This is a genomic window from Rhodoplanes tepidamans (assembly GCF_030813915.1).
GTDB lineage: Bacteria > Pseudomonadota > Alphaproteobacteria > Rhizobiales > Xanthobacteraceae > Rhodoplanes > Rhodoplanes tepidamans.
The window spans coordinates 109,354-129,956 of the sequence record NZ_JAUSUJ010000001.1 but is presented as its reverse complement, the minus strand read 5'-3'; the positions used below and the strand labels follow the sequence as shown (position 1 = coordinate 129,956).

The following is a 20,603-nucleotide window of genomic DNA, read 5'->3' as shown; positions in this document are numbered from 1 at the left end:
GGCCACCGGCGCCCGGGCCGTCGCCCTTCGAGGGCCGCGCACCTGCGCTTCGCGCAGCCACGCGGCCACCTCAGGGTGACGGAGAACAGTCCGTCGGTTCGTTGGTACAAGAACGCGAACGGCCGGGACAAGCCCGGCCGTCGAACAAATTCGCGACGTGACCCGCGCGCCGGCCCGCCGGCGGCGCCGGCGCTCAGCCGAGGCCGACCTTCTTGAACGCCCGGCTGATCCACGAGCCCTTGTTCTCGGACGGCTCGAAGCCGCCGCCCCGCACCAGGTTGTAGGCGTCCTTGTACCAGGGACTGTCCGGGAAGTTGTGGCCGAGCACGGCGGCCGCGGTCTGCGCCTCGCCGGCGATGCCGAGCATCATGTAGCACTCGGTGAGCCGCATCAGCGCCTCCTCGACGTGCCGGGTCGTCTGATACTGCGTCACCACCACCTTGAAGCGGTTGATCGCGCCGATGAAGTTCTTCTTCTGCATGTAGTAGCGCGCGACCTCCATCTCCTTGGCGGCGAGATGGTCGCGGCCGACCTCGATCTTCTTGCGGGCCTGCTGGGCGTATTCCGAGGTCGGGTACTTGCGGATGACCTCCTCGAGCGCCTGGATGGCCTTCTCGGTGCGGGTCTGGTCGCGGGTGACGTCGGGAATCTGGTCGTAGTAGGAGGCGCCGATCAGGTACTGGGCGTAGGCGACGTCAGGGCTGCCGGGATGCAAGCTGACGTAGCGCTTGGCGGCGCCGATCGCGTCGTCGTACTGGCGCGTCTCGTAGTACGAGTAGGCGGTCATCAGCAGCGACTTGCGGGCCCACTCCGAATAGGGGTGCTGGCGGTCGACCTCCTCGAACTTCTTCACGGCGTCCTTGGCGGAGCCCTTCTCGTTCAGGAGGTAGACGCCCTCGTTGTAGAGCTTGTCGGCCGGAATGTCCGGGCCGAGATCGTCGTCGTTGCCGCCGAACCAGCTGGAGAGGCTGCTGCAGCCGGCCAGAATCACCAGAACGGGCAGAAGCGCGGCGATGCGCCCGAGCCCGGAGCGTCCGGTCCCGGTGCCTGCACCGGCGGACGAGCCCCGACGCGGAGCCGCGCGCCATGACGACGTTGAAACCACTGAAGCCCCCTCGTGAATGGCGCCGCACGGCCGCCCGTCCAGGCCGCGTTCACCGGTGCCGAGTCTCCGCTGTCGGAGTCTCGCCTGTCGGAGCGGACTCAACCCCGACATTCGGCCGGGAATGTGGCGGCGGGCGTGGCGACGGGCGCGGCCGGGGGCCGGGCCGGGGGGAGTGCGTCCCTCAGGACACGTCGGGCCCATAGGCCGGAGCGGCGACGCCGGTGGTCAGCTCGGCCCGGCCGCGCACGGTCTTGCGGGCGAGCGCCGTCGCGTCGACCACGGTCCAGGCGGAGCGGTCGGCCATCAGGGCCGAGATCACCGCGTGGTTGAGCTTGTGGCCGCCGCAGACCGACCGGTAGACCCCGAGCAGAGGGGCACCCGCCAGCGCCAGGTCGCCGATCGCGTCGAGCGCCTTGTGGCGCACGAACTCGTCGGCCCAGCGCAGGCCGTCGGGGTTGAGGATGCGGGTCTCCGCGACCACAAGGGTGTTCTCGAAGCTGGCGCCCAGCGCGTAGCCGGCGCTCCACAGCTTCGCCACGTCGCTCATGAAGCCGAACGTGCGGGCGCGGGCGATCTCGCGCCGGAAGTGGATCGGGTCGAGGTCGAAGGCCATCGCCTGGCGGCCGATCAGGGCGTGGTCGAAGGCGATCTCGATCTCGAAGCGCATGCCGCGGTCGTAGGGGCGCAGCTCGCCGTAGGAGCGGCCGTTGGCGACCCGCACCGGCTTGAGCACCTTGATGTAGCGGCGCGGCGCCGCCGTCGTCTCCAGGCCGACCCGCTCGATCGCCGTGACGAAGTCCTCGGCGCTGCCGTCCATGATCGGCATCTCGGGGCCGTCGATCTCGATCACGGCGTTGTCGATGCCGAGCCCCGAGAGGGCGGCCAGCACGTGCTCGGCGGTCGAGCACAGCGGGCCCGAGGCGTCGCCGATCACGGTGGCGAAGTCGGTCGCCACCACGGAGCGGACGTCCGCCGTGATCTCGCGGTCGGGCTTGCCGTCGGTGCCGGGGCGGACGAAGCGGAGGCCGGTGCCCGGACCGGCCGGATGCAGCGTCAGGGTGGCGGGAACCCCGGAATGCACGCCGATCCCCGATACGGTCACGTCGGAGCGCAGCGTCGTCTGTCGGCCGGATTTCATGCCAAACGTCCCAATCCCAAAAAACTTCAGCGCGCCGCAGAGACTGCGGCTGTCCGTTCAAGTTTTTCCCCCACGGGACGCTGTTGTCGGACCTCCACCAACCCGTCGCTGTTACGCGCGCTCAGGTTGCCCCGTTGAGGCCCAAGTCTGTCCCCGTGCCGAAGGAACATTAACCGTCTGATCCGGCAGGGCCAACTCACGCTTTCTTACCGATTGTTACCTGAAAAACGGGCGCTTTCGACCGGGTTTCGGCCACGAAATCCGAGGAAAACCATCCTTTTGGGCGCCTCTGCGGCTTGACGGTGGCGCCTGCGCCACACCGCGCTACCCCCGGACCGGAACCGGGCCCTTCGCAGCCGCGAGACTGGCGCGGCGCGACTTGTGCCGCTGCGATCGCGGCAAATCGATGATTCGCGAATCAGGACGGCCGTCGCGGGTGATTCGCGCAGCGCGCGCCGTCGCGGCGCCCCTGCCGGTCCGGGCCCCCATCCTCGGGGCCGGGCGAGGCGCGCCCGCCGATCACGAAATCCGTCGCTCCTGAAAAAGAATGGCCGGGCGCGAGGCCCGGCCATTCGTCGCAGACCGTCCGGAGGCAGATCGGCCGGTCCGCGTGCGGCTCGTCGGACGAAGCGCCGGGGCGGACGACGCTCCGCCCCCCGCCTTAGTTCGCCTGCCGGCGCAGGAACGCCGGGATGTCGAGCTGGTCGTCGTCGTGGGCGGCCGGCTGCGGCGCGGCCGGGCGGCCGTGCAGGTCGAGGCCCTGCGGCGCCTGCGGGGCCGGAGCGGACCGGCGGGCGTAGTCGGAGACCGGGTCCGGACCGCGGCCGACCGGCGGCATCGGCGGCATGCGGGGCGCCATCGGGCGCTCGGCCGGCATCGCCGGGCGGGCGGCCTTCGGCGGCTCCGCCGGCCGCGCCTCCTCGGCGCTGCGGCCGAGGCCGACGGCGGCGAGGCGCTGCAGCAGCGACAGGCGGCGCTTCTCCGGGTGCTCGTCGCCGGCCGGCTCGCCGCGCTGGGCGCGCAGCTCGTTCTGGGCCGGCAGCGGCAGCTCGTCGATCCGCGGCATGCGGGCCGGGCGGCTGGCCGGCCGCTCCGGCTGCGGCGGGATGAACACCTTGGGCGGCGCCTCGTGCGACTCGACCGGGGCCTCCTGGGCCATGGCGTCGGGATAGAACGGCGCCTTGGGCTGCTGGATCGGCCGGATGGTGACGTCCTCGATCTCGCGCGGGATCAGCGCGTCGGCGACCGCCGCGGCGGCGACCGCGTCGATGCTCGTCGGCGCGGCCGGCTCGGCCGGGATCAGCGGCTGGACGGCGGCCCGCTCGGCCGACGACGGGGCGGACTGCTCGATGCGGTCGGCGATGCGCTTGTTGTCGGCGCGCAGGCGGTTGGCGAGGTCGGCGATGCGCGACTCGTGGGCGGCGGCGGCCTGGGTGTCCGGCGTGCGGGCCGTGAAGGCCTCGACGGCCGGCACCGGCGCGATCTGCTGGTTCGCCCCGATCATCGCCGGATCGACCCCGGTCGCCACCACGGACACGCGGATGACGCCCTCCAGGCTCTCGTCGAAGGTGGCGCCGACGATGATGTTGGCGTCGGAGTCGACCTCCTCGCGGATGCGGGTCGCGGCCTCGTCGACCTCGTAGAGGGTGAGGTCCTTGCCGCCCGTGATCGAGATCAAGAGGCCGCGGGCGCCCTTCATCGACACGTCGTCGATCAGCGGGTTGGCGATCGCCGCCTCGGCGGCGCGCAGCGCCCGCTTCTCGCCGGTCGCCTCGCCGGTGCCCATCATCGCCTTGCCCATCTCGCGCATCACCGCGCGGACGTCGGCGAAGTCGAGATTGATCAGGCCTTCCTTGACCATCAGGTCGGTGATGCAGCCGACGCCCGAGTAGAGCACCTGGTCGGCCATCGCGAAGGCGTCCGCGAAGGTCGTCTTCTCGTTGGCGATCCGGAACAGGTTCTGGTTCGGGATGATGATGAGGGTGTCGACGACCTTCTGCAGCTCGGAGATGCCGTTCTCGGCGAGCCGCATGCGGCGCTGGCCCTCGAAGTGGAACGGCTTGGTGACGACGCCGACCGTCAGGATGCCGAGCTCGCGGGCCGCGCGGGCGACCACGGGCGAGGCGCCCGTGCCGGTGCCGCCGCCCATGCCGGCGGTGACGAACACCATGTGGGCGCCGGTGAGGTGATCACGGATCTCGTCGATCACCTCCTCGGCGGCGGCGCGGCCGACATCCGGCTGCGAGCCGGCGCCGAGGCCCTCGGTCGCCTGCACGCCCATCTGGATGATCCGCTCGGCCTCCGACATGGTCAGCGCCTGAGCATCGGTGTTGGCGACGACGAAATCGACGCCCTGCAGCCCCGCCCGGATCATGTTGTTGACGGCATTGCCGCCGGCACCGCCGACCCCGAACACGGTGATCCGCGGCTTCAATTCCCGGATGTCGGGGATCTTCAGATTGATGCTCATGGCTGCCTCTTCGATGCGGGGGCGTGCGCGACGCCGCCGGGGTCCGCCGGTCCGCCACCGACGGGGTTCGGGAATCCTGTTCGGGTCAGAAGCTCTCGCGTAGCCATCGTCCGACCCGTGTGAAATATCCGCTGGCGCCCGAGCGTGTGCGATGCGCGCGACGCGGATCGAAATGCTCCAAATGCGCCACCTGGGGATAGACCAGGAGGCCGGCGGCGACAGCGAAGGCCGCCCCCTTGGCACCCTCCGGCAGGCCGGCGACGCCGAGCGGCCGCCCCACCCGGACCGGCCGCCCGAGAATCCGCGCGGCGAGCTCGGTAAATCCGGTCAGCTCACTCGCCCCACCCGTGACGATGACGCGCCCGCGCGGCTCGGCGGCAAACGCCGAGGCCGCCAGCCGGTCGCGGACCATCTCCAGAATCTCCTCGACACGCGGCTTGATGATGCGTGTCAGGGTCGCCCGGGAGACGAACTGCGGCGGCTCGCGGTCGTCGCCCGGAACCGCCGGGACGGCGATCATGTCGCGGTCGTCCATCGCGCCACCCAGCACATTGCCATAGAGCGTCTTGATTCGCTCGGCGTCCGGCACGGCAGCCGAGAGTCCGCGCGCCAGATCCATCGTGACGTGATGGCCGCCGAGCGCGAAGCCGTCGGCCTGGACGAAACGCCCGCCGGTGAACACCGCCATCGTGGTGGTGCCGGCGCCCATGTCGACCACGGCGGCGCCGAGCTCGGCCTCGTCGTCGGCGAGCGCCGCCAGGGCTGCGACATAAGGACTCGCCACCATGGCCTCGACCGACAGATGGCAGCGCTCGATCGCCAGCATCAGGTTGCGGGCGGCGGCGGCCTCGGCGGTGAGCACGTGCATGTCGACGCCGAAGCGCTGGCCCAGCATGCCGCGCGGATCGCGGATGCCGCGCTCGTGGTCGATGGCGTAGCCGATCGGCACCGAGTGGAGGACGACGCGGCCCGGCCGCACCGACGAGCGGCTGCCGGCGGCGAGCACGCGGGCGATGTCGCCCTCGCGCACCGTGCCGGGCACGTCGACCGAGGCGGCGAACAGCTCGCTCGACGGCCGGCCGGCCGACAGCGACACGACGACGGCCTCGACCTGGCAGCGGCCGGCCCGCTCGGCGAGATCGACGGCGTGGCGGATCGCCACCTCGGCCTCGGCGAGATCGACGATGCCGCCGGCCTTGAGGCCGCGCGACTCGGCGTGGCTGAAGCCGATCACGTCGATGGCGTGGGTGCGGCGGCGCAGCACCTCCTGGGGCGGCTGCGGCGTCAGCCGCGCGATCAGGCAGGCGATCTTCGAGGTGCCGACGTCGAGCGCGGCGACGACCGCGCTGCGCCGCGGCGCCAGCGGCTTCATCTTGGGGGCGAGACCGAACTGGAGATCGCTCATGCGGCGCCTCCCTTCGGCTTCGGCCGCTTGGGCTTCAGGGCGTCCTCGCGGGCCTGGGCGGCCCCGTCGGACAGCTGCACGGTCACCCGGTCGGGCAGTCTCAGGTCGATCATCACGATGTCGCGCGAGAAGAGCTTCTTCTCCTGCTCGAGCGTGGCCAGCTGGTCGAGGGCGCGCGGCACGTCGGTCTCCGGCAGGCGGATGTCGATGCCGTTCTTGAGCTTCAGGTTCCAGCGCCGCTCGCCGACCAGCACGGCGGCGGCGACCTGGTCGCGCAGCGCCGGATGGCGGTCGAGATGGCCGAGGAACTCGCGGGCGCGGGTGTCGGCGCCGGTGCCGACCACGAAGGGCAGCGCCATCACGCCGCGCGACACATAGGCCTCGAGCACGGTGCCGTCGGCCGCGATGACATGGACCTGGCCGTCCTTCTGCCACAGCGCGAAGGCGTTGCGCTCGACGATGTCGATGGCGAGGCGGTCCGGGTAGAGCTTCTGCACGGTGGCGTCGCCGACCCAGGGATTGGCGCGCAGGCGGGCGCGGGCGTCGGCGGCGTCGAGGAAGAGGAGCGAGCTGCGGCCAGTGATGCCGGCGATCGCCAGCACCTCGTCGCGCGACAGATGCCGGTGGCCGGTCAGCGCCACCCCGGCGATGCGGAAGCCGACCGCGTTGGCGGCCATGTCGCGCATGTCGGCGAGCGCCCCGACCACCACCGGCGTGTGGCCGCCCCGGACGATGCCGAAGCCGATGCTGGACAGCAGGATGGCGGCCGTGGCCGCGACCCCGCCATAGCGCGGCCAGTGCTCGGCCACCCGGACGATCCGGTCGATCTGGCGCTGCAAGGTGGCGATGGGGCCGAAGCTGGCGAAGCGGCCGGCCGGCCGGTGGGCGGAGAGGCGGCGACGCTTCGGTGCCGCCCGGGCGGCACGCGGACGCGGCGAACCGCCGGGCTTTCGCCCGGTCAGCGGTCCAAAGACGCGTCCTCCACCATCCATTCGACCAACTCTTCGAACGGGATGCCCGCATGAGCAGCCATCTCGGGCACCAATGACGTCTCGGTCATGCCGGGCTGGGTGTTCACCTCCAGGCAGAACAGCCCGGACGTGCCCTCCTGGCCGTCGTCGAACCGGAAGTCGGCCCGACTGACCCCCCGACAGCCGAGCGCACGGTGCGCTCGGAGAGCCAGTGTTCGGACGTGTTGGTAAACATTCGGTTTAATTTCGGCCGGCAGAACGTGCCGGGAGCCCCCCGGAGCGTACTTGGCCTCGTAGTCGTAGAAGGCGACATTCGGAACGATTTCAATGACATCGAGGACCCGATCGCCCATCACGGCACAGGTTAACTCTTTCCCAACGATGTAGCGTTCGCACAACACCTCCTCCCCGTAGGGCCAATCCGGCCGGGTGAGCTCCTGGGGGGGGTGCTCATGCTGCTCGGTGACGATGAACACCCCGACGCTCGACCCCTCGCAGACCGGCTTGATCACGTAGGGGCGCGGCAGGACGTGCTTCTGGGCCGCCTGGGCGCGCGACACCGTCACGCCTTCCGGCACCGGGACACCGCCGGCGGCGAGCACCAGCTTGGCCGTGTCCTTCTGCATGGCGAGCGCCGAGGCGAGCACGCCCGAGTGGCTGTAGGGGATCTGCAGCACCTCCAGGATGCCCTGGATGGTCCCGTCCTCGCCCGGCCGGCCGTGCAGGAGGTTGAGGGCGACGTCCGGCTTCACCTGGCCCAGCACGGTCGCGACGTCGCGGCCGACGTCGATGCGGGTGACCCGGTAGCCGCGCGACTCCAGCGCCGCGGCGCAGGCCGCCCCCGAGCGCAGGCTCACCTCCCGCTCCGACGACCAGCCTCCCATCAGGACGGCGACGTGCTTGGACATCGAAAAAGTCCCCCTTGCAACCAGCGGTTCTGCCGACTCTCGCCGGGCGTTAACCGGACGGTATGGCGCCCCGGTGCACTCCGGTCCAGCGTGCTCGCACCCTGGTCGAGGAGGGGACGATGATCAACGGCTGGCTGATGCTTCCGGCCTGGGCGCTGTTCGGCGTCCTCGTCGCCTTCTACGCGGCGACCGCCGCCGTGATCGCCTGGCTCGCCATGGCCTCACCGGTAAGCGGCTGGATCAAGAGCTTCACCGGCGTGGTGGCGCCGTTCATCGCCGCCGTCAGCGTGCTGTTCTCGCTGCTCACCGGATTTCTCGCCGGCGACATCGCCGACCGCAACCGACAGGCCTGGCGCGCCGTCGCCGGCGAGGCGAGCGCGATCGTCATGCTCAACACGCTGAGCCTCGCCGCCGCTGCCGACATGAGCGCCATCCGGGGAGAGCTGAAGACGTATGCCGACAGCGTGCTGAAGGACGAATGGGCCGTGATGGCGGAAGGGCGCCGCGCGCCGGCGACCGGAGCGGCGCTGCGCGAGCTGCTGCGCCTCGCGTCCGATCCGGCGATCGCCCGCGACGCCGGCCAGACCGCGGCCACGGCCCTCCTCGGTGCGGTGATCCGCATCCGCGACGCGCGCGCCGAGCGCCTCGCGCTCGCCTCCGACCAGACCAACGACATCAAGTGGCTCACCGTGCTGGCGCTCGGCATCGTCACCCAGATCGCCGTCGCGCTCGTCCATCTCGACAAGCCGCGCGCCAAGCTCGCCGCCATGGCAGTGTTCACGCTCGGCGCCATCATCGCGCTCGGCCTCGTCGCCCTGCAGGAGTACCCGTTCAGCGGCCACATGCGGGTCTCGCCGGTGCCGATCGAGCGGGCCGCGGAGCTGATCTCGCAGACGGGGTGAGCGGGTTTAGTCTCCGTCATTCCGGGGCGGCGCAGCGCCGAACCCGGAATCCAGCCGAGTGCCTGCAGCCAATAGCCGTGGGCGTACGGCTGGATTCTGGGTTCGCGAACCTCCGGTTCGCGCCCCGGAATGACGGCGGCAGCCGTACCTACGCCTCACCCCGCCAGGCCGATCCGCTTGATCTCCCACTCGAGCTCGACGCCCGACGTCTCCTTCACGCGGGCCCGCACCGTCTCGCCGAGCGTCTCGATGTCGGCGGCCGTGGCGTTGCCGCGATTGATCAAAAAATTGCAGTGCAGCTCGGAGACCTGGGCGTCGCCGACCACGAGTCCGCGGCAGCCGGCGGCGTCGACGAGCTGCCACGCTTTCTGGCCGGGCGGGTTCTTGAAGGTCGAGCCGCCGGTGCGGCTCTTGATCGGCTGCGTCGCCTCGCGCGACTCGGTGATCTTCTCCATCGCGGCGGCGATCTCGGCCGGATCGCCGGGCGTGCCCTGGAACAGCGCGCTGGTGAAGATCACGTCGTCGGCGACGCCGCAGTGCCTGTAGGTGAAATGCATGTCGGGGTTCGCGAAGACGCGAACACGGCCCTGCCGGTCGACGCCGCGCGCCTCGACCAGCACGTCCTTGGTCTCGCCCCCGTAGGCACCGCCATTCATGCGCAGCGCCCCGCCGACCGAGCCGGGGATGCCGCGGAAGAAGGCGAGCCCGGCGATGCCGGCGTCCTGCGCGGCGCGCGCGACCTTGACGTCCGGCACGCCGGTGCCGGCGCGGATGCGGTGCCCGTCCTCCACCGTGACCTCGGAGAAGCCGCGGCCGAGCCTGATCACGACGCCCGGCACGCCGCCGTCGCGCACGATCAGGTTGGAGCCGAGCCCGAGCATCGTCACCGGCACATCGGACGGCAGCCGGCTCAGCAGATAGGCGAGGTCATCCTCGTCGGCCGGCACGACCATCACCTGGGCCGGCCCGCCGACCCGGAACCAGGTGAGCGGCTTGAGCGGCTCGTTCGCCGTCAGCCGCCCGCGCAGCGCGGGCAGCTTTTCACGGAGAGAGGGGAGGAGATCGGGAAAGGACATGACGCTTTACGATCGGGTCAGACGCGACTTTTCCAGAACTTCGGATCGCGACTGGCATGGATGCAGGCCACGATGATGATGTCGGTCTCGGAGACCGTGTAGAACAGGCCGTACGGGAACTTTCCTAGCCCGGCCCGCCGCAGGTCCCGGTGGACGACCTGGAACCGGAAGGGATTCTGTTCGAGCCCGGCGATCGTCGTTTCGAAGGCCCGCAGCAAGTCGTCACCGACGCCCGGAGCATGCTCGTCGTACCAGTCCGACGCCGCGGCGAGTTCGAGCCGCGCCTGCGGACGGACGACGACGCGTCGCGTCATTTCCGTCGCGACCAGAGCCACTCGCGCACCTCGTCCCAGGAGCGCGCGGACGATGGATCGCGTCGATGCTCTTCGAGCCGGCGGTCGAGCTCCTGCTTCAGCTCATCGTCGATCGGAGGGAAGTCGTCCTGGGCGATGCTGTCCCACAGCTCGACCGCGAGATCGATCTTCTCCTCCGGGGTCAGCGCGAAGACCTGCCTGCGCAAACTCTCGTTCAAGCCCATCTCGGTCGCTCCGTCGTGGGCGCCCAATCTAGCAGATCCGGCGCCCCGATGTCCTCACCGCCCCAGCCCGTCGAGCCAGTGCGCCAGAACGGCGCGGCCCTTCTCGGCCGTGACGTTCCCGACGCTCGCGGCCTGGGCCCGGAGGGTGCGCGGGTCGATGCCGGCCTTGCCGAGCTCGACCGTGTGGCCGACCAGCCAGGTCTCGATCGTCTCGGGATCCACCTCGACGTGGAACTGCAGGCCGAGGATCGCCGGGCCGACCGAGAAGGCCTGGTTCGGGCACGCCGCCGTCGACGCGAGCCGCGTCGCGCCGGCGGGGAGAGCGAAATTGTCGCCGTGCCAGTGCAGCACCGGGGTCGTCGCGAAGTCGCCGAGGCCGGCGGCGCGGCCCGCCTCGGTCACCTGGAGCGGCGCCCAGCCGATCTCCTTCTGCGGCCCGGGCGCGACCGTGGCGCCGAGCGCCTTGGCCATGAACTGCGCCCCGAGGCAGATGCCGAGCGTCGGCTTGCCCGCGGCGAGGCGCGCAGCGACCGCCGCCGTCTCGCCGATCACGAACGGATAGGCCTCCTCCTCGTAGACGCCGATCGGGCCGCCGAGCAGCACAACCAGGTCGGCCGCCGCCAGCGCGGCCGGGTCGAGCGGCGCCAGCGGCGCCTCGACATAGCGGACCTGATAGCCGCGCTCCGCCAGCAGCGGCGCCAGCAGCCCGAGATCCTCGAAGGCGACGTGACGGACGGCGATGCAGGTCGGCATCCGAACCCCCTCTACGCGGCCGGGTCGAGCGCGGCGAGATCGTTCGGCAGCGCGTGCGCCCACTGGGTGATCGAGCCGGCGCCGAGGCAGACGACGTAGTCGCCCGGCTGGGCGATCTGCCGCACCACCGCGGCGAGCGCCTGCGGCCCTTCGAGCGGCACCGCCTTGCGATGACCGCGCGCCAGGATGCCGGCGACCAGCGAGTCGCGGTCGATGCCGGGGATCGGCGCCTCGCCGGCCGGATAGACGGGCGCCACCACCACGGTGTCGGCGTCGTTGAAGCAGGTGCAGAACTGCTCGAACAGCGACTGCAGCCGGGTGTAGCGGTGCGGCTGCATCACGGCGATCACCCGGCCCTTCGCCGTCTCGCGCGCCGCCTTCAGCACGGCGGCGATCTCGACCGGGTGGTGGCCGTAGTCGTCGATCACGGTGACGCCGTTCCAGGCGCCGGTGCGGGTGAAGCGGCGGCCGACGCCGGAGAAGCCGGCCAGCGCCTTGCGGATGCGGTCGTCGGGGACGCCGAGCTCGCGCGCCACCGCGATCGCCGCGGTGGCGTTGAGGGCGTTGTGGCGGCCCGGCATCGGCAGCTCGATCCCGGCGATCTCGTGCGCCGTGTCGCCGCCGCGGTCGCGGAAGATCACCGCGAAACGGGAGATCCCGTCGGCGTGGTCCTGGTAGACGAGGCGGGCGTCGGCCTGCGGGTTCTCGCCATAGGTGATGACGCGGCGGTCCTCGATGCGGCCCACCATGGTCTGCACCACCGGGTGGTCGATGCACATCACCGCGAAGCCGTAGAACGGCACGTTCTCGGCGAAGGCCTGGAACGCCTCCTGCACGGCCTCGTAGGTCTTGAAGTGGTCGAGGTGCTCGGGGTCGATGTTGGTGACGATGGCGACGTCGGTCGGCAGCTTGAGGAAGGTGCCGTCGGACTCGTCGGCCTCCACCACCATCCAGTCGCCGGCGCCGAGCCGGGCGTTGGTGCCGTAGGCGTTGATGATGCCGCCGTTGATCACGGTCGGGTCGAAGCCGCCGGCGTCGAGCAGCGCGGCGACCAGCGACGTGGTCGTCGTCTTGCCGTGGGTGCCGCCGATGGCGACGCAGCTCTTCAGCCGCATCAGCTCGGCCAGCATCTCGGCGCGCCGCACCACCGGCAGGCGCTTCGCCCGCGCCGCGACCAGCTCCGGATTGTCGCGCCGGATCGCCGAGGAGACGACCAGCACGTCGGCGCCGTCGACGTTCTCGGCGGCGTGGCCGATCGCCACCGCGATGCCCTTGGCCCGCAGGCGCTTGACGTTGGCGTTCTCGGCGACGTCGGAGCCCTGCACCGTGTAGCCGAGATTCGCCAGCACCTCGGCGATGCCGCTCATGCCGATGCCGCCGATCCCGACGAAATGCACCGGCCCGATGTCGTGCGGCAGCTTCATGATGTGTCCTTCCCTCGGCACGGCCGACGCAGGCAGGCGGGGCCAGAACCTCTCCCCGCAGGCGGGGAGAGGGAGCACCGATGCCGTGCCGGGCTGACCCGACCGGCACCGGCCGCGATCGCGGCCGACGGTTTAGCGAATTCGGGGCGGCAAAACTACGGCGTCGCGCGGCCGGCGACGGTCAGGACCAGGCCGGCGAGCCGGTCGGCGGCATCGAGAACGCCGATTCCGCGCGCCGCCGCGGCCATTTTGGGCAGCGTCCCGGGCTCGGTGGCGAGGCGGGCGATCTCGGCGGCCAGCCGCTCCGGCGAGAACGCCGCCTGCTTGATTCGCACCGCGCCGCCGGCCTTCTCCAGCATGCCGGCGTTCGCCATCTGGTCCTGGTCGAGAGCATGCGGCAGCGGCACCAGGATCGACGGCCGGCCGATGGCGGCGAGCTCGGCGACCGTCGAGGCGCCGGCCCGGGCGATCACCAGGCTGGACTGGGCGATGCGGGCCGGCAGGTCGCGGAAGAACGGCTTCACCTCGGCGGCGATGCCGGCCCGCCGGTAGGCCTCCTCGACCGAGTAGAGGTCCTCGTCGCGGGCCTGCTGCACCACCTGGAGGCGCGAGCGCACCACCACCGGGAGGAGTTCCAGGGCGGGTGGCACGATGTCGGCCATGATGCGGGCGCCCTGGCTGCCGCCGAACACCAGCAGGCGGAACGGCCCGTCCGGCCCCGGATAGGGGGTCGCGGCGGCCTCCACCACGGCCGGCCGGATCGGGTTGCCGGTGTGGGTGCTCTTGGCGGCGAGCCGCGGATCGTGGCCGAAGATCGCCGGGAAGCCGGTGGCGATCGCGGTGACGCGCGGCGCCAGCAGCCGGTTGGCGCGGCCGGCGACGCCGTTCTGCTCGTGGATGACGGTCGGGATGCGGCGCAGCGTCGCCGCCAGCACGGGCGGCAGGGTCGGATAGCCGCCGAAGCCGACCACGGCGGCGGGCCGGATCCGGCCGAACAGCTGGAACGCCTGAAAGATTCCCTTGCCCAGCACGGTCAGGGTGTGGAGCATCGCCTTGGGGTCGCGCCCGCGCAGCGTCGCGCTCGGGATCACATGGGTCGCCCGCGCCGGGAAGCTGCCGCCGTAGCGGAAGGCGCGCTCGTCGGTGGCGAGGTCGACGAGGCAGCCGCGCGCCTTCAGGGCGACGGCCAGCGCCTCGGCCGGGAACAGGTGGCCGCCGGTGCCGCCCGCCGCGACGACGATCAGCGGCTCGCCCTCGACCCGGGCCGGCGGGGGTCTGTCGGGCCCGCCGGCGGGCGGCGCTGCGGGGTCGCTCATGCGGGCCGCTCCGCCGTGAGGAGGCCGGCCGGCACGGCCAGCATCTCGGCGCGCGGCTGCTCGCGCGACAGGGCGAGCAGCATGCCGATGCCGTAGGCGAGCGAGATCATCGACGAACCGCCGTAGGAGATGAACGGCAGCGTCATGCCCTTGGCCGGGATCAGCGCGAGGTTGACGGCCATGTTGATGGCCGCCTGGGTGCCGAACAGCAGCGCCAGGCCGGTGACGGCGAAGCGGGCGAACGGGTCCTCGCTGCGCTGGGCCCGGCGCAGCGAGCGCAGCACGATGAAGGCGAACAGCGCCACCACGGCCAGGCACACGACGATGCCGAACTCCTCCGCCGCGACGGCGAAGACGAAGTCGGCATGGCTGTCCGGCAGGATGCGCTTCACGGTCCCCTCGCCCGGTCCGCGGCCGAACCAGCCGCCCCGCATGAACGACTCGACGGCCGCGTCGACCTGGAAGGTATCGCCCGAGGCGGGATCGAGGAAGCGTTTGATGCGCCGCGCCACGTGCGGGATGGTCGAATAGGCGACCACGCCCCCGGCGACGCCGACCCCGGCCAGCACCAGCACCCAGACGAAGCGCATCCCGGTCATGAAGAACAGGGCGCAGAACACCAGCGTCACCAGCAGGGTCTGGCCGAAATCCGGCTGCAGCACCAGGACCGCGACGACCGACAGGAGGAGCCCGATCGCCAGCGAGTTGGCCGGCACGTCGGTCTTGCGCGACGACTCGGCGAACAGCCAGGCCACCAGGATGACGAAGGCCGGCTTGACGAACTCGGACGGCTGGATGTTGACGCCGGCGAGCACGATCCAGCGCCGGGCGCCCTTCACCTCGGCGCCGAAATGCAGCGTCGCGGCGGTGAGGGCGAGGCTGACCAGGAACACCAGCAGCGCGGTGCGCCGGATCGCCCTGGGGGAGAGGAACGACACGGCGAGCATCACCGCGATGGCCGGCAGCAGGTACATGATGTGCCGGTTGACGAAGTAGAACGGATCGAGGCCGAGGCGGTTGGCGACCGGCGGGCTCGCGGCGAGCGAGAAGATGATGCCGGCGAGCATCAGGGCGCCGAGCGCGAACAGGAGCAGCCGGTCGACGGTCCACCACCAGTCGGCGAACCAGGTGCGTTCGGCGCGCGAAACCATGGCGGCGGTCCTCTCCGGGCGTTCTCCGGGGCATTCTCCGGGCGACTATGGTTTGCGGACCGTTAAGGAAAAATTTCGAATTGCGACCCGGGCGCCCCGATATCGCCGCCGGCCGGTCCCCTATAGTCGGGCCCGTCCGGGCCGTCCGGACCGAGAAGAACACTGCAAGAGGACATTGCCATGCCCAGGCGCGCCGGCCTGATCGCCTCGCTCCTCGTCGCCGCCCTCGCTCTCGTCACCCTCCTCCCGCCCGACCCCGCCGCCGCCGCCCCGAAGAAGAGCCACTGGGTGGCGAGCTGGGTCGGCTCGGTCCAGGGCCCCTACCCGGTCGGCAATCCCTCGGCCCAGCCCGACCAGCGCTACGCCTTCCCGTCCGAAGCGGCCGGGGCGCGCGACCAGACCCTGCGGATGGTGGTGCGGCCGGACATCTGGGGCCGCGAGGCGCGGCTGCGCTTCTCCAACGCGTTCGGGACGAAGCCGCTCACCCTCGACGGCGTCCATGCCGGGCTCCAGCTCGGCGGCCCGGCCCTGGTGAAGGGCAGCAACCGGCCGGTGACGTTCGGCCGCAAGGCGAGCGTCACCATCCCGCCCGGGGAGTCGGTGTGGAGCGACCCGGTGCGGCTCGCCTTCGTGAAGCGCCCCGACGACCGGCTGCTCGCCGGCCGCAAGCTCGCGGTGAGCTTCCACGTCGTCGGCGAGAGCGGCCCGATGACGTGGCACGCCAAGGCGCTGCAGACCTCCTACGTGTCGCCGCCCGGCAGCGGCGCCCGCGGCCACGAGGAGGGCGAGGCGGCGTTCCCCTACGGCACCTCGTCCTGGTTCTTCCTCGACGCCGTCGAGATGCGGGCGCCGGCCGGCGCCTTCGCGGTCGTCGCCTTCGGCGACTCGATCACCGACGGCACCGCCTCGACCATGAACGGCGACGACCGCTGGCCCGACGTGCTGTCGCGCCGCCTGAAGGCCGTGCACGGCAACCGCGTCGCCGTGGTGAACGCCGGCATCGGCGGCAACCAGATCGCCGGCCCGGCCGAGTACGGCCCGCACAAGCCGTTCCCGGGCGGTCCCAGCGCCAGGAGCCGCATCGACCGCGACGTGCTGGCGCTCTCCGGCGTGCGCGCCCTGATCTGGCTCGAGGGCACCAACGACTTCAGCCGCAACGGCAATGCCAGCCTCGAGACGGTGCGGAGCGCGATGGACGAGGTGCTGGCGCGGCTGCGCCGCGAGCGGCCCGACATCAAGCTGATCGGCGCCACCGTGGTCTCGGCGCTCGGCAGCAGCAGCCCGGCGCACGGCTTCGTCGAGCAGGACGAGAAGCGCCGCGACCTCAACGACCACATCCGCAGGCCGGGCGTGTTCGACGCCGTGGTCGACTTCGACGCCGCCACCCTCGACCCGACGAGCGGCGGGCTGAAGGAGGAGTTCGTCCCCGACAGCACCACGGGCGGCAAGGGCGACCGGCTGCACCCGAACCGCAGCGGCTATCACGCCATGGGCCACGCCATCGACCTCGGCCTGTTCGGGCCGGCGAAGGGCAGGAGGGCCGCAGCGAAGTAGGCCGCGTGCCCCGGACACGGTGCGTCAGGCCGCAGGCCCGATGCACCGCATCCGGGGCCCTGGCCACGAGCGACCGGCCCGCGGATCGAACCGGCCGGACGCCGCCCCCCGCACGTCTGGGGCCCGGCTCGCGCCGCACCGCTTCGCGCTACGCCGCGTCCGGGACACGGAGGCCGGACGTCGACGCCGGTCGATCCGCCTCCCCACATGCGGCGAGAGGTGGAAAGACACCATCCCTGGCGCGACTCTTGCTTGACTGTGCGGCTGCGAAACACCTCGCGGGCCCTCGCCCTGCGCCGTCGCCGGCCCTTGCATGGACGGCCCGGCCCAGACCAGGATGAGGGCTCTCGCCGCCACAACCCCGCCGGGATTCAGACTCCGTCATGATCCGAACCGCGCTCGACACGCTCTATCTCCTGGCCGGCTGGCTCGCCGGCGGCTTCCTGGTCCTCATCTTCGTGCTGATGATGCTGCTGTCGGCCGGGCGGCCGCTCGGCCTCAACATCCCGGCCGGCGACGACTTCGTGTCGTGGTGCATGGCCGCGATGGCGTTCCTCGGCCTCGCCCACACGTTCAGGTCCGGCGAGCTGATCCGGGTCGGTCTCCTGATCGACCGGTTTCCGGATCGCATCCGGCGGGTGTTCGAGATCGGCGCCCTGGTGGTCGGCTGCGGCTTCGTCGGCTTCTTCGCGTACAACGCCGTGGTGATGACCTGGTACTCCTGGCTGTTCGGCGACATGACCCAGGGGGTGGTCGCGATCCCGCTGTGGATCCCGCAGCTCGGCTTCACGTCGGGCCTGGTGATCCTCGCGGTCGCCTTCGTCGACGAGCTCGTGTGGATGGCGACCGGCGGAGCGAACCGCCACGAGAAGCCCCGGCCGAAGTCCGCCGAGGAGGTCGTCGAGCAGGCGATCCAGAGCGGCGTCTGAGGCGACCGTCATGGAGCTCCTGGAAATCGCGGCCCTGCTGCTGCTCCTGCTCGCGGTGCTGCTCGCCGGCGGCGTGTGGATCGCCATCACGCTGATGGCCTGCGGCTTCGTCGGCATGCAGTTCGTCGGCGGTCACATTCCGGCCGGCAGCGTGCTCGCCACCACCATCTGGGGCAACTCGGCGTCGTGGACGCTCGCCGCGCTGCCGCTGTTCATCTGGATGGGCGAGATCCTGTTCCGCACCAGGCTCTCGGAGGAGATGTTCCGCGGGCTGGCGCCGTGGCTCAACTGGCTGCCGGGCCGGCTGATGCACGTCAACGTGCTGGCCTGCGGCATCTTCGGCGCCGTGTCGGGCTCCTCGACCGCGACCTGTGCGACGGTCGCCAAGATCGCGCTGCCCGAGCTCAAGCGCCGCGGCTACGACGAGATGGTGAGCCTCGGCTCGCTCGCCGGCGCCGGCACGCTCGGCCTCCTGATCCCGCCGTCGATCATGATGGTGGTCTACGCGGCGACCGCCAACGTCTCGATCATCCAGGTCTTCCTCGCCGGCTTCCTGCCCGGCCTTCTGGTGATGGTGCTGTACTCGGGCTACCTGATCGTCTGGTCGCTGCTCAATCCGGCGAAGACGCCGCCGGCCGATCCGCCGATGACGTGGCGGGCGAGGATCCAGGAATCGGCCAAGCTGATCCCGGTCGCCCTGCTGATCCTGCTGGTCTTCCTGTCTCTGATTCTCGGCTGGGCGACGGCGACGGAGTGCGCCGCGTGGGGCGTGCTCGGCTCGCTCGCCATCGCCTGGTGGCACGGCGCGCTGACCCGGGAGCTGTTCTGGACCAGCGTGATGGGGGCGACCCGCGTCACCTGCATGATCATGCTGATCCTGGCCGGCGCCTCGTATCTGTCGACGGCGCTCGCCTACACGGGCATTCCGACGGCGCTCGCCGAGTGGGTGCAGGCGCTGGCGCTCAGCCCCTACGCCCTGATCGCCGCGCTGACCGTGATGTACATGGTGCTCGGCACCATGATCGACGGCATCTCGATGATCGTGCTCACCACCTCGGTGGTGATCCCGATGGTGCGCCAGGCCGGCTTCGATCCGGTGTGGTTCGGCATCTTCGTCGTGCTGGTGGTGGAGATGGCGCAAGTGTCGCCGCCGGTCGGCTTCAACCTGTTCGTCCTGCAGACCATGAGCGGCAAGGATTCCAACACGGTCGCCTGGGCCGCCCTGCCGTTCTTCCTGCTTCTCGTCGCCGCGGTCGCGATCATCACGGTCTTCCCGCAGATCGTGATGGTCGTCCCGCAGCTCGCTTTCTCGAACTGATCGATTTCAACGGAGGAGACTTCATGATCCGCTCGCTCGCGACGCTCGCCTTCGCGGCCGGTGCCGCCGTCCTCGTCTCGGGGCCGGCCGCCGCGCAGACCAAGTGGAATCTGCCGGCCGCCTATCCGCTCGACAATCCGCACACCGTCAACCTGATGGCCTTCGCCAAGGACGTCGGCGACGCCACCGGCGGCAAGCTGCAGATCGCCGTCCACGCCAGCGCCTCGCTGTTCAAGGCGCCGGAGATCAAGCGCGCCGTGCAGACCGGCCAGGCGCAGGCCGGCGAGGTGCTGATCTCGATCCACGAGAACGACGACCCGATCTTCGGCATCGACGTGATCCCGTTCCTGGCGACAAGCTATCCGGAGTCGCTGAAGCTGTGGAAGGCGAGCCGGGCGGCCGTCGAGCAGCGGCTCGACCGCCAGGGGCTCAAGCTCCTGTTCGCCGTGCCGTGGGGCCCGCAGGGCATCTACGCCAAGAAGGACATCGACAAGGTCGAGGACATGAAGGGCCTGAAGTGGCGGGCCTACAATGTCGGCACGGCCCGCATCGCCGAGCTGGTCGGTGCCCAGCCGGTGACGATCCAGGCGGCCGAGCTGCCGCAGGCGCTGGCGACCGGCGTCGTCAACTCGTTCATGACCTCGGGCTCGACCGGCTACGACAGCAAGGCCTGGGAGACCATGACCCACTATTACGACACCCAGGCCTGGATTCCGAAGAACCTCACCTTCGTCAACAAGGCCGCCTTCGCGGCGCTCGACAAGCCGACCCAGGAGGCGGTGCTGAAGGCCGCCGCGGTCGCCGAGGAGCGCGGCTGGAAGATGGCCGAGGAGAAGGCCACCTGGTACCTGGAGCAGCTCAAGGCCAACAAGATGAAGGTGCTGCCGCCGAGCCCCGAGCTGAAGGCCGGGCTGACCAAGATCGGCGACCAGCTCACCGCCGACTGGCTGAAGAAGGCCGGCCCGGACGGCGCCGCGGTGATCGAGTCTTATAAGAAGATGTGACGCCAGCGCCGCCCGCTGGCGGCGCTTCCTTCTCCCCGCTGGCGGGGAGAAGGTGGCTCGCCGCGCCGCGCCGCGGCGAGTCGGATGAGGGGGCGCCGCCCTATCCACCGAGCGGGCGCCGCCGTTCCACGAAACGCCCCCTCACCCGGACTTCGCGCCTGCCGGCGCAAAGTCCGACCTCTCCCCGCGCGGCGGGGAGAGGTGAGACCGCGCCGCGCGTCCGCGACAGATTACTCGTAGATCTCGATGACCCGGCGGGTGCGCGGGTCGACCACCACGCGGCGCTCGTTGACGACCGCGTAGGCGTAGGAATCGTGGCCCCGCACGGTGTGCAGCCTCACGCGCGGCGGCAGCGGCTGGCCGACGACGACGCGCTCCTCCACGGCGACCGAGGGGACGCGCTCGCGCATCACATAGGTGCGCACCTCCGCCGGCGGCGGGCCCAGCACCATGTTGGCGGCGCCGCCGACCGCGCCGGCCGCCCCGCCCACGATCGCCCCGACCGGGCCGCCCGTGGTGCCGCCGCGCTCGGCCCCGACCGCCGCACCGCTCACCGGATCGTTCTGGGCCGAGGCCAGCGGCGGCGCCGCGACCACGAGAGCCAGCGCTCCGAGAAGAACCTTCGTCCGCATCGTCTGCCT

General features: G+C 71.2%; 19 protein-coding genes. 5 read left to right on the top strand and 14 right to left on the bottom strand.

From position 1 onward, the window contains the following. Positions 1 to 193: 193 nt before the first annotated feature. The 6 genes from J2S22_RS00565 to J2S22_RS00540 all read right to left on the bottom strand — a co-directional run bounded on the left by J2S22_RS00565 (position 194) and on the right by J2S22_RS00540 (position 7,997). Entirely contained in the window at positions 194 to 1,015 is an 822-nt protein-coding gene (locus J2S22_RS00565) for an outer membrane protein assembly factor BamD (RefSeq protein ID WP_272776296.1), read from the bottom strand. A 271-nt stretch (positions 1,016 to 1,286) separates the two neighbouring features. Beyond that, positions 1,287 to 2,243, bottom strand: a complete 957-nt coding sequence (gene lpxC / locus J2S22_RS00560; RefSeq protein ID WP_272776189.1) for a UDP-3-O-acyl-N-acetylglucosamine deacetylase — start codon at positions 2,241 to 2,243, stop codon at positions 1,287 to 1,289. A gap of 661 nt (positions 2,244 to 2,904) precedes the next feature. Beyond that, the gene (gene ftsZ, locus J2S22_RS00555) at positions 2,905 to 4,713 is read right to left on the bottom strand and encodes a cell division protein FtsZ (protein ID WP_272776190.1); all 1,809 of its coding nucleotides are present in this window, start codon (positions 4,711 to 4,713) and stop codon (positions 2,905 to 2,907) included. Positions 4,714 to 4,798: 85 nt separating this feature from the next. Then, positions 4,799 to 6,118: a cell division protein FtsA gene (ftsA, locus tag J2S22_RS00550; RefSeq protein ID WP_272776191.1), complete on the bottom strand. Its 1,320-nt coding sequence runs from the start codon at positions 6,116 to 6,118 to the stop codon at positions 4,799 to 4,801. Beyond that, on the bottom strand, positions 6,115 to 7,110 hold the full coding sequence (locus J2S22_RS00545; protein ID WP_272776192.1) for a cell division protein FtsQ/DivIB: 996 nt from the start codon (positions 7,108 to 7,110) through the stop codon (positions 6,115 to 6,117). The genes ftsA and J2S22_RS00545 overlap by 4 nt, the downstream gene beginning before the upstream one ends. Further along, on the bottom strand, positions 7,077 to 7,997 hold the full coding sequence (locus tag J2S22_RS00540) for a D-alanine--D-alanine ligase (RefSeq protein WP_272776193.1): 921 nt from the start codon (positions 7,995 to 7,997) through the stop codon (positions 7,077 to 7,079). The genes J2S22_RS00545 and J2S22_RS00540 overlap by 34 nt, the downstream gene beginning before the upstream one ends. Positions 7,998 to 8,116: 119 nt before the next feature. On the opposite strand from J2S22_RS00540, the gene J2S22_RS00535 reads away from it, so the two are divergent. Further along, the gene (locus tag J2S22_RS00535) at positions 8,117 to 8,899 is read left to right on the top strand and encodes a bestrophin-like domain (protein ID WP_272776194.1); all 783 of its coding nucleotides are present in this window, start codon (positions 8,117 to 8,119) and stop codon (positions 8,897 to 8,899) included. A gap of 155 nt (positions 8,900 to 9,054) precedes the next feature. Here J2S22_RS00535 and murB read toward each other — a convergent pair whose 3' ends face one another. The 7 genes from murB to ftsW form a co-directional block, all read right to left on the bottom strand. Then, positions 9,055 to 9,975, bottom strand: coding sequence for a UDP-N-acetylmuramate dehydrogenase (gene murB, locus J2S22_RS00530; protein WP_272776195.1), 921 nt, complete (start codon positions 9,973 to 9,975; stop codon positions 9,055 to 9,057). A gap of 17 nt (positions 9,976 to 9,992) precedes the next feature. After that, positions 9,993 to 10,310 (bottom strand): type II toxin-antitoxin system RelE/ParE family toxin, encoded by a 318-nt coding sequence (locus J2S22_RS00525; protein WP_272776196.1) that lies wholly within the window; start codon positions 10,308 to 10,310, stop codon positions 9,993 to 9,995. After that, complete coding sequence (locus tag J2S22_RS00520; RefSeq protein ID WP_272776197.1) at positions 10,286 to 10,507, bottom strand: addiction module protein; 222 nt, start codon at positions 10,505 to 10,507, stop codon at positions 10,286 to 10,288. Before J2S22_RS00520 ends, J2S22_RS00525 begins: the two co-directional genes overlap by 25 nt. Positions 10,508 to 10,567: 60 nt before the next feature. Further along, positions 10,568 to 11,266, bottom strand: coding sequence for a glutamine amidotransferase (locus J2S22_RS00515; RefSeq protein ID WP_272776198.1), 699 nt, complete (start codon positions 11,264 to 11,266; stop codon positions 10,568 to 10,570). Between the two features lie 11 nt (positions 11,267 to 11,277). Then, entirely contained in the window at positions 11,278 to 12,690 is a 1,413-nt protein-coding gene (gene murC, locus J2S22_RS00510) for a UDP-N-acetylmuramate--L-alanine ligase (RefSeq protein ID WP_272776199.1), read from the bottom strand. 155 nt (positions 12,691 to 12,845) lie between these two features. Further along, positions 12,846 to 14,006, bottom strand: a complete 1,161-nt coding sequence (gene murG, locus J2S22_RS00505; protein WP_272776200.1) for an undecaprenyldiphospho-muramoylpentapeptide beta-N-acetylglucosaminyltransferase — start codon at positions 14,004 to 14,006, stop codon at positions 12,846 to 12,848. Continuing rightward, entirely contained in the window at positions 14,003 to 15,157 is a 1,155-nt protein-coding gene (gene ftsW / locus J2S22_RS00500) for a putative lipid II flippase FtsW (RefSeq protein ID WP_272776201.1), read from the bottom strand. Before ftsW ends, murG begins: the two co-directional genes overlap by 4 nt. A 180-nt stretch (positions 15,158 to 15,337) precedes the next feature. Here ftsW and J2S22_RS00495 point away from each other — a divergent pair, with 180 nt between their 5' ends. The 4 genes from J2S22_RS00495 to J2S22_RS00480 all read left to right on the top strand — a co-directional run bounded on the left by J2S22_RS00495 (position 15,338) and on the right by J2S22_RS00480 (position 19,962). Continuing rightward, on the top strand, positions 15,338 to 16,711 hold the full coding sequence (locus J2S22_RS00495; RefSeq protein WP_272776202.1) for a GDSL-type esterase/lipase family protein: 1,374 nt from the start codon (positions 15,338 to 15,340) through the stop codon (positions 16,709 to 16,711). 383 nt (positions 16,712 to 17,094) lie between these two features. Beyond that, positions 17,095 to 17,640 (top strand): TRAP transporter small permease, encoded by a 546-nt coding sequence (locus J2S22_RS00490; protein ID WP_272776203.1) that lies wholly within the window; start codon positions 17,095 to 17,097, stop codon positions 17,638 to 17,640. Positions 17,641 to 17,650: 10 nt separating this feature from the next. Further along, positions 17,651 to 18,958, top strand: coding sequence for a TRAP transporter large permease (locus tag J2S22_RS00485; RefSeq protein ID WP_272776204.1), 1,308 nt, complete (start codon positions 17,651 to 17,653; stop codon positions 18,956 to 18,958). A gap of 23 nt (positions 18,959 to 18,981) precedes the next feature. Further along, complete coding sequence (locus J2S22_RS00480) at positions 18,982 to 19,962, top strand: TRAP transporter substrate-binding protein (RefSeq protein WP_272776205.1); 981 nt, start codon at positions 18,982 to 18,984, stop codon at positions 19,960 to 19,962. Positions 19,963 to 20,192: 230 nt separating this feature from the next. Here J2S22_RS00480 and J2S22_RS00475 read toward each other — a convergent pair whose 3' ends face one another. Further along, positions 20,193 to 20,594 carry a DUF1236 domain-containing protein gene (locus J2S22_RS00475; protein ID WP_272776206.1) on the bottom strand — a complete coding sequence of 134 codons (402 nt, stop codon included), beginning with the start codon at positions 20,592 to 20,594 and terminating at the stop codon, positions 20,193 to 20,195. Positions 20,595 to 20,603: the final 9 nt, after the last annotated feature.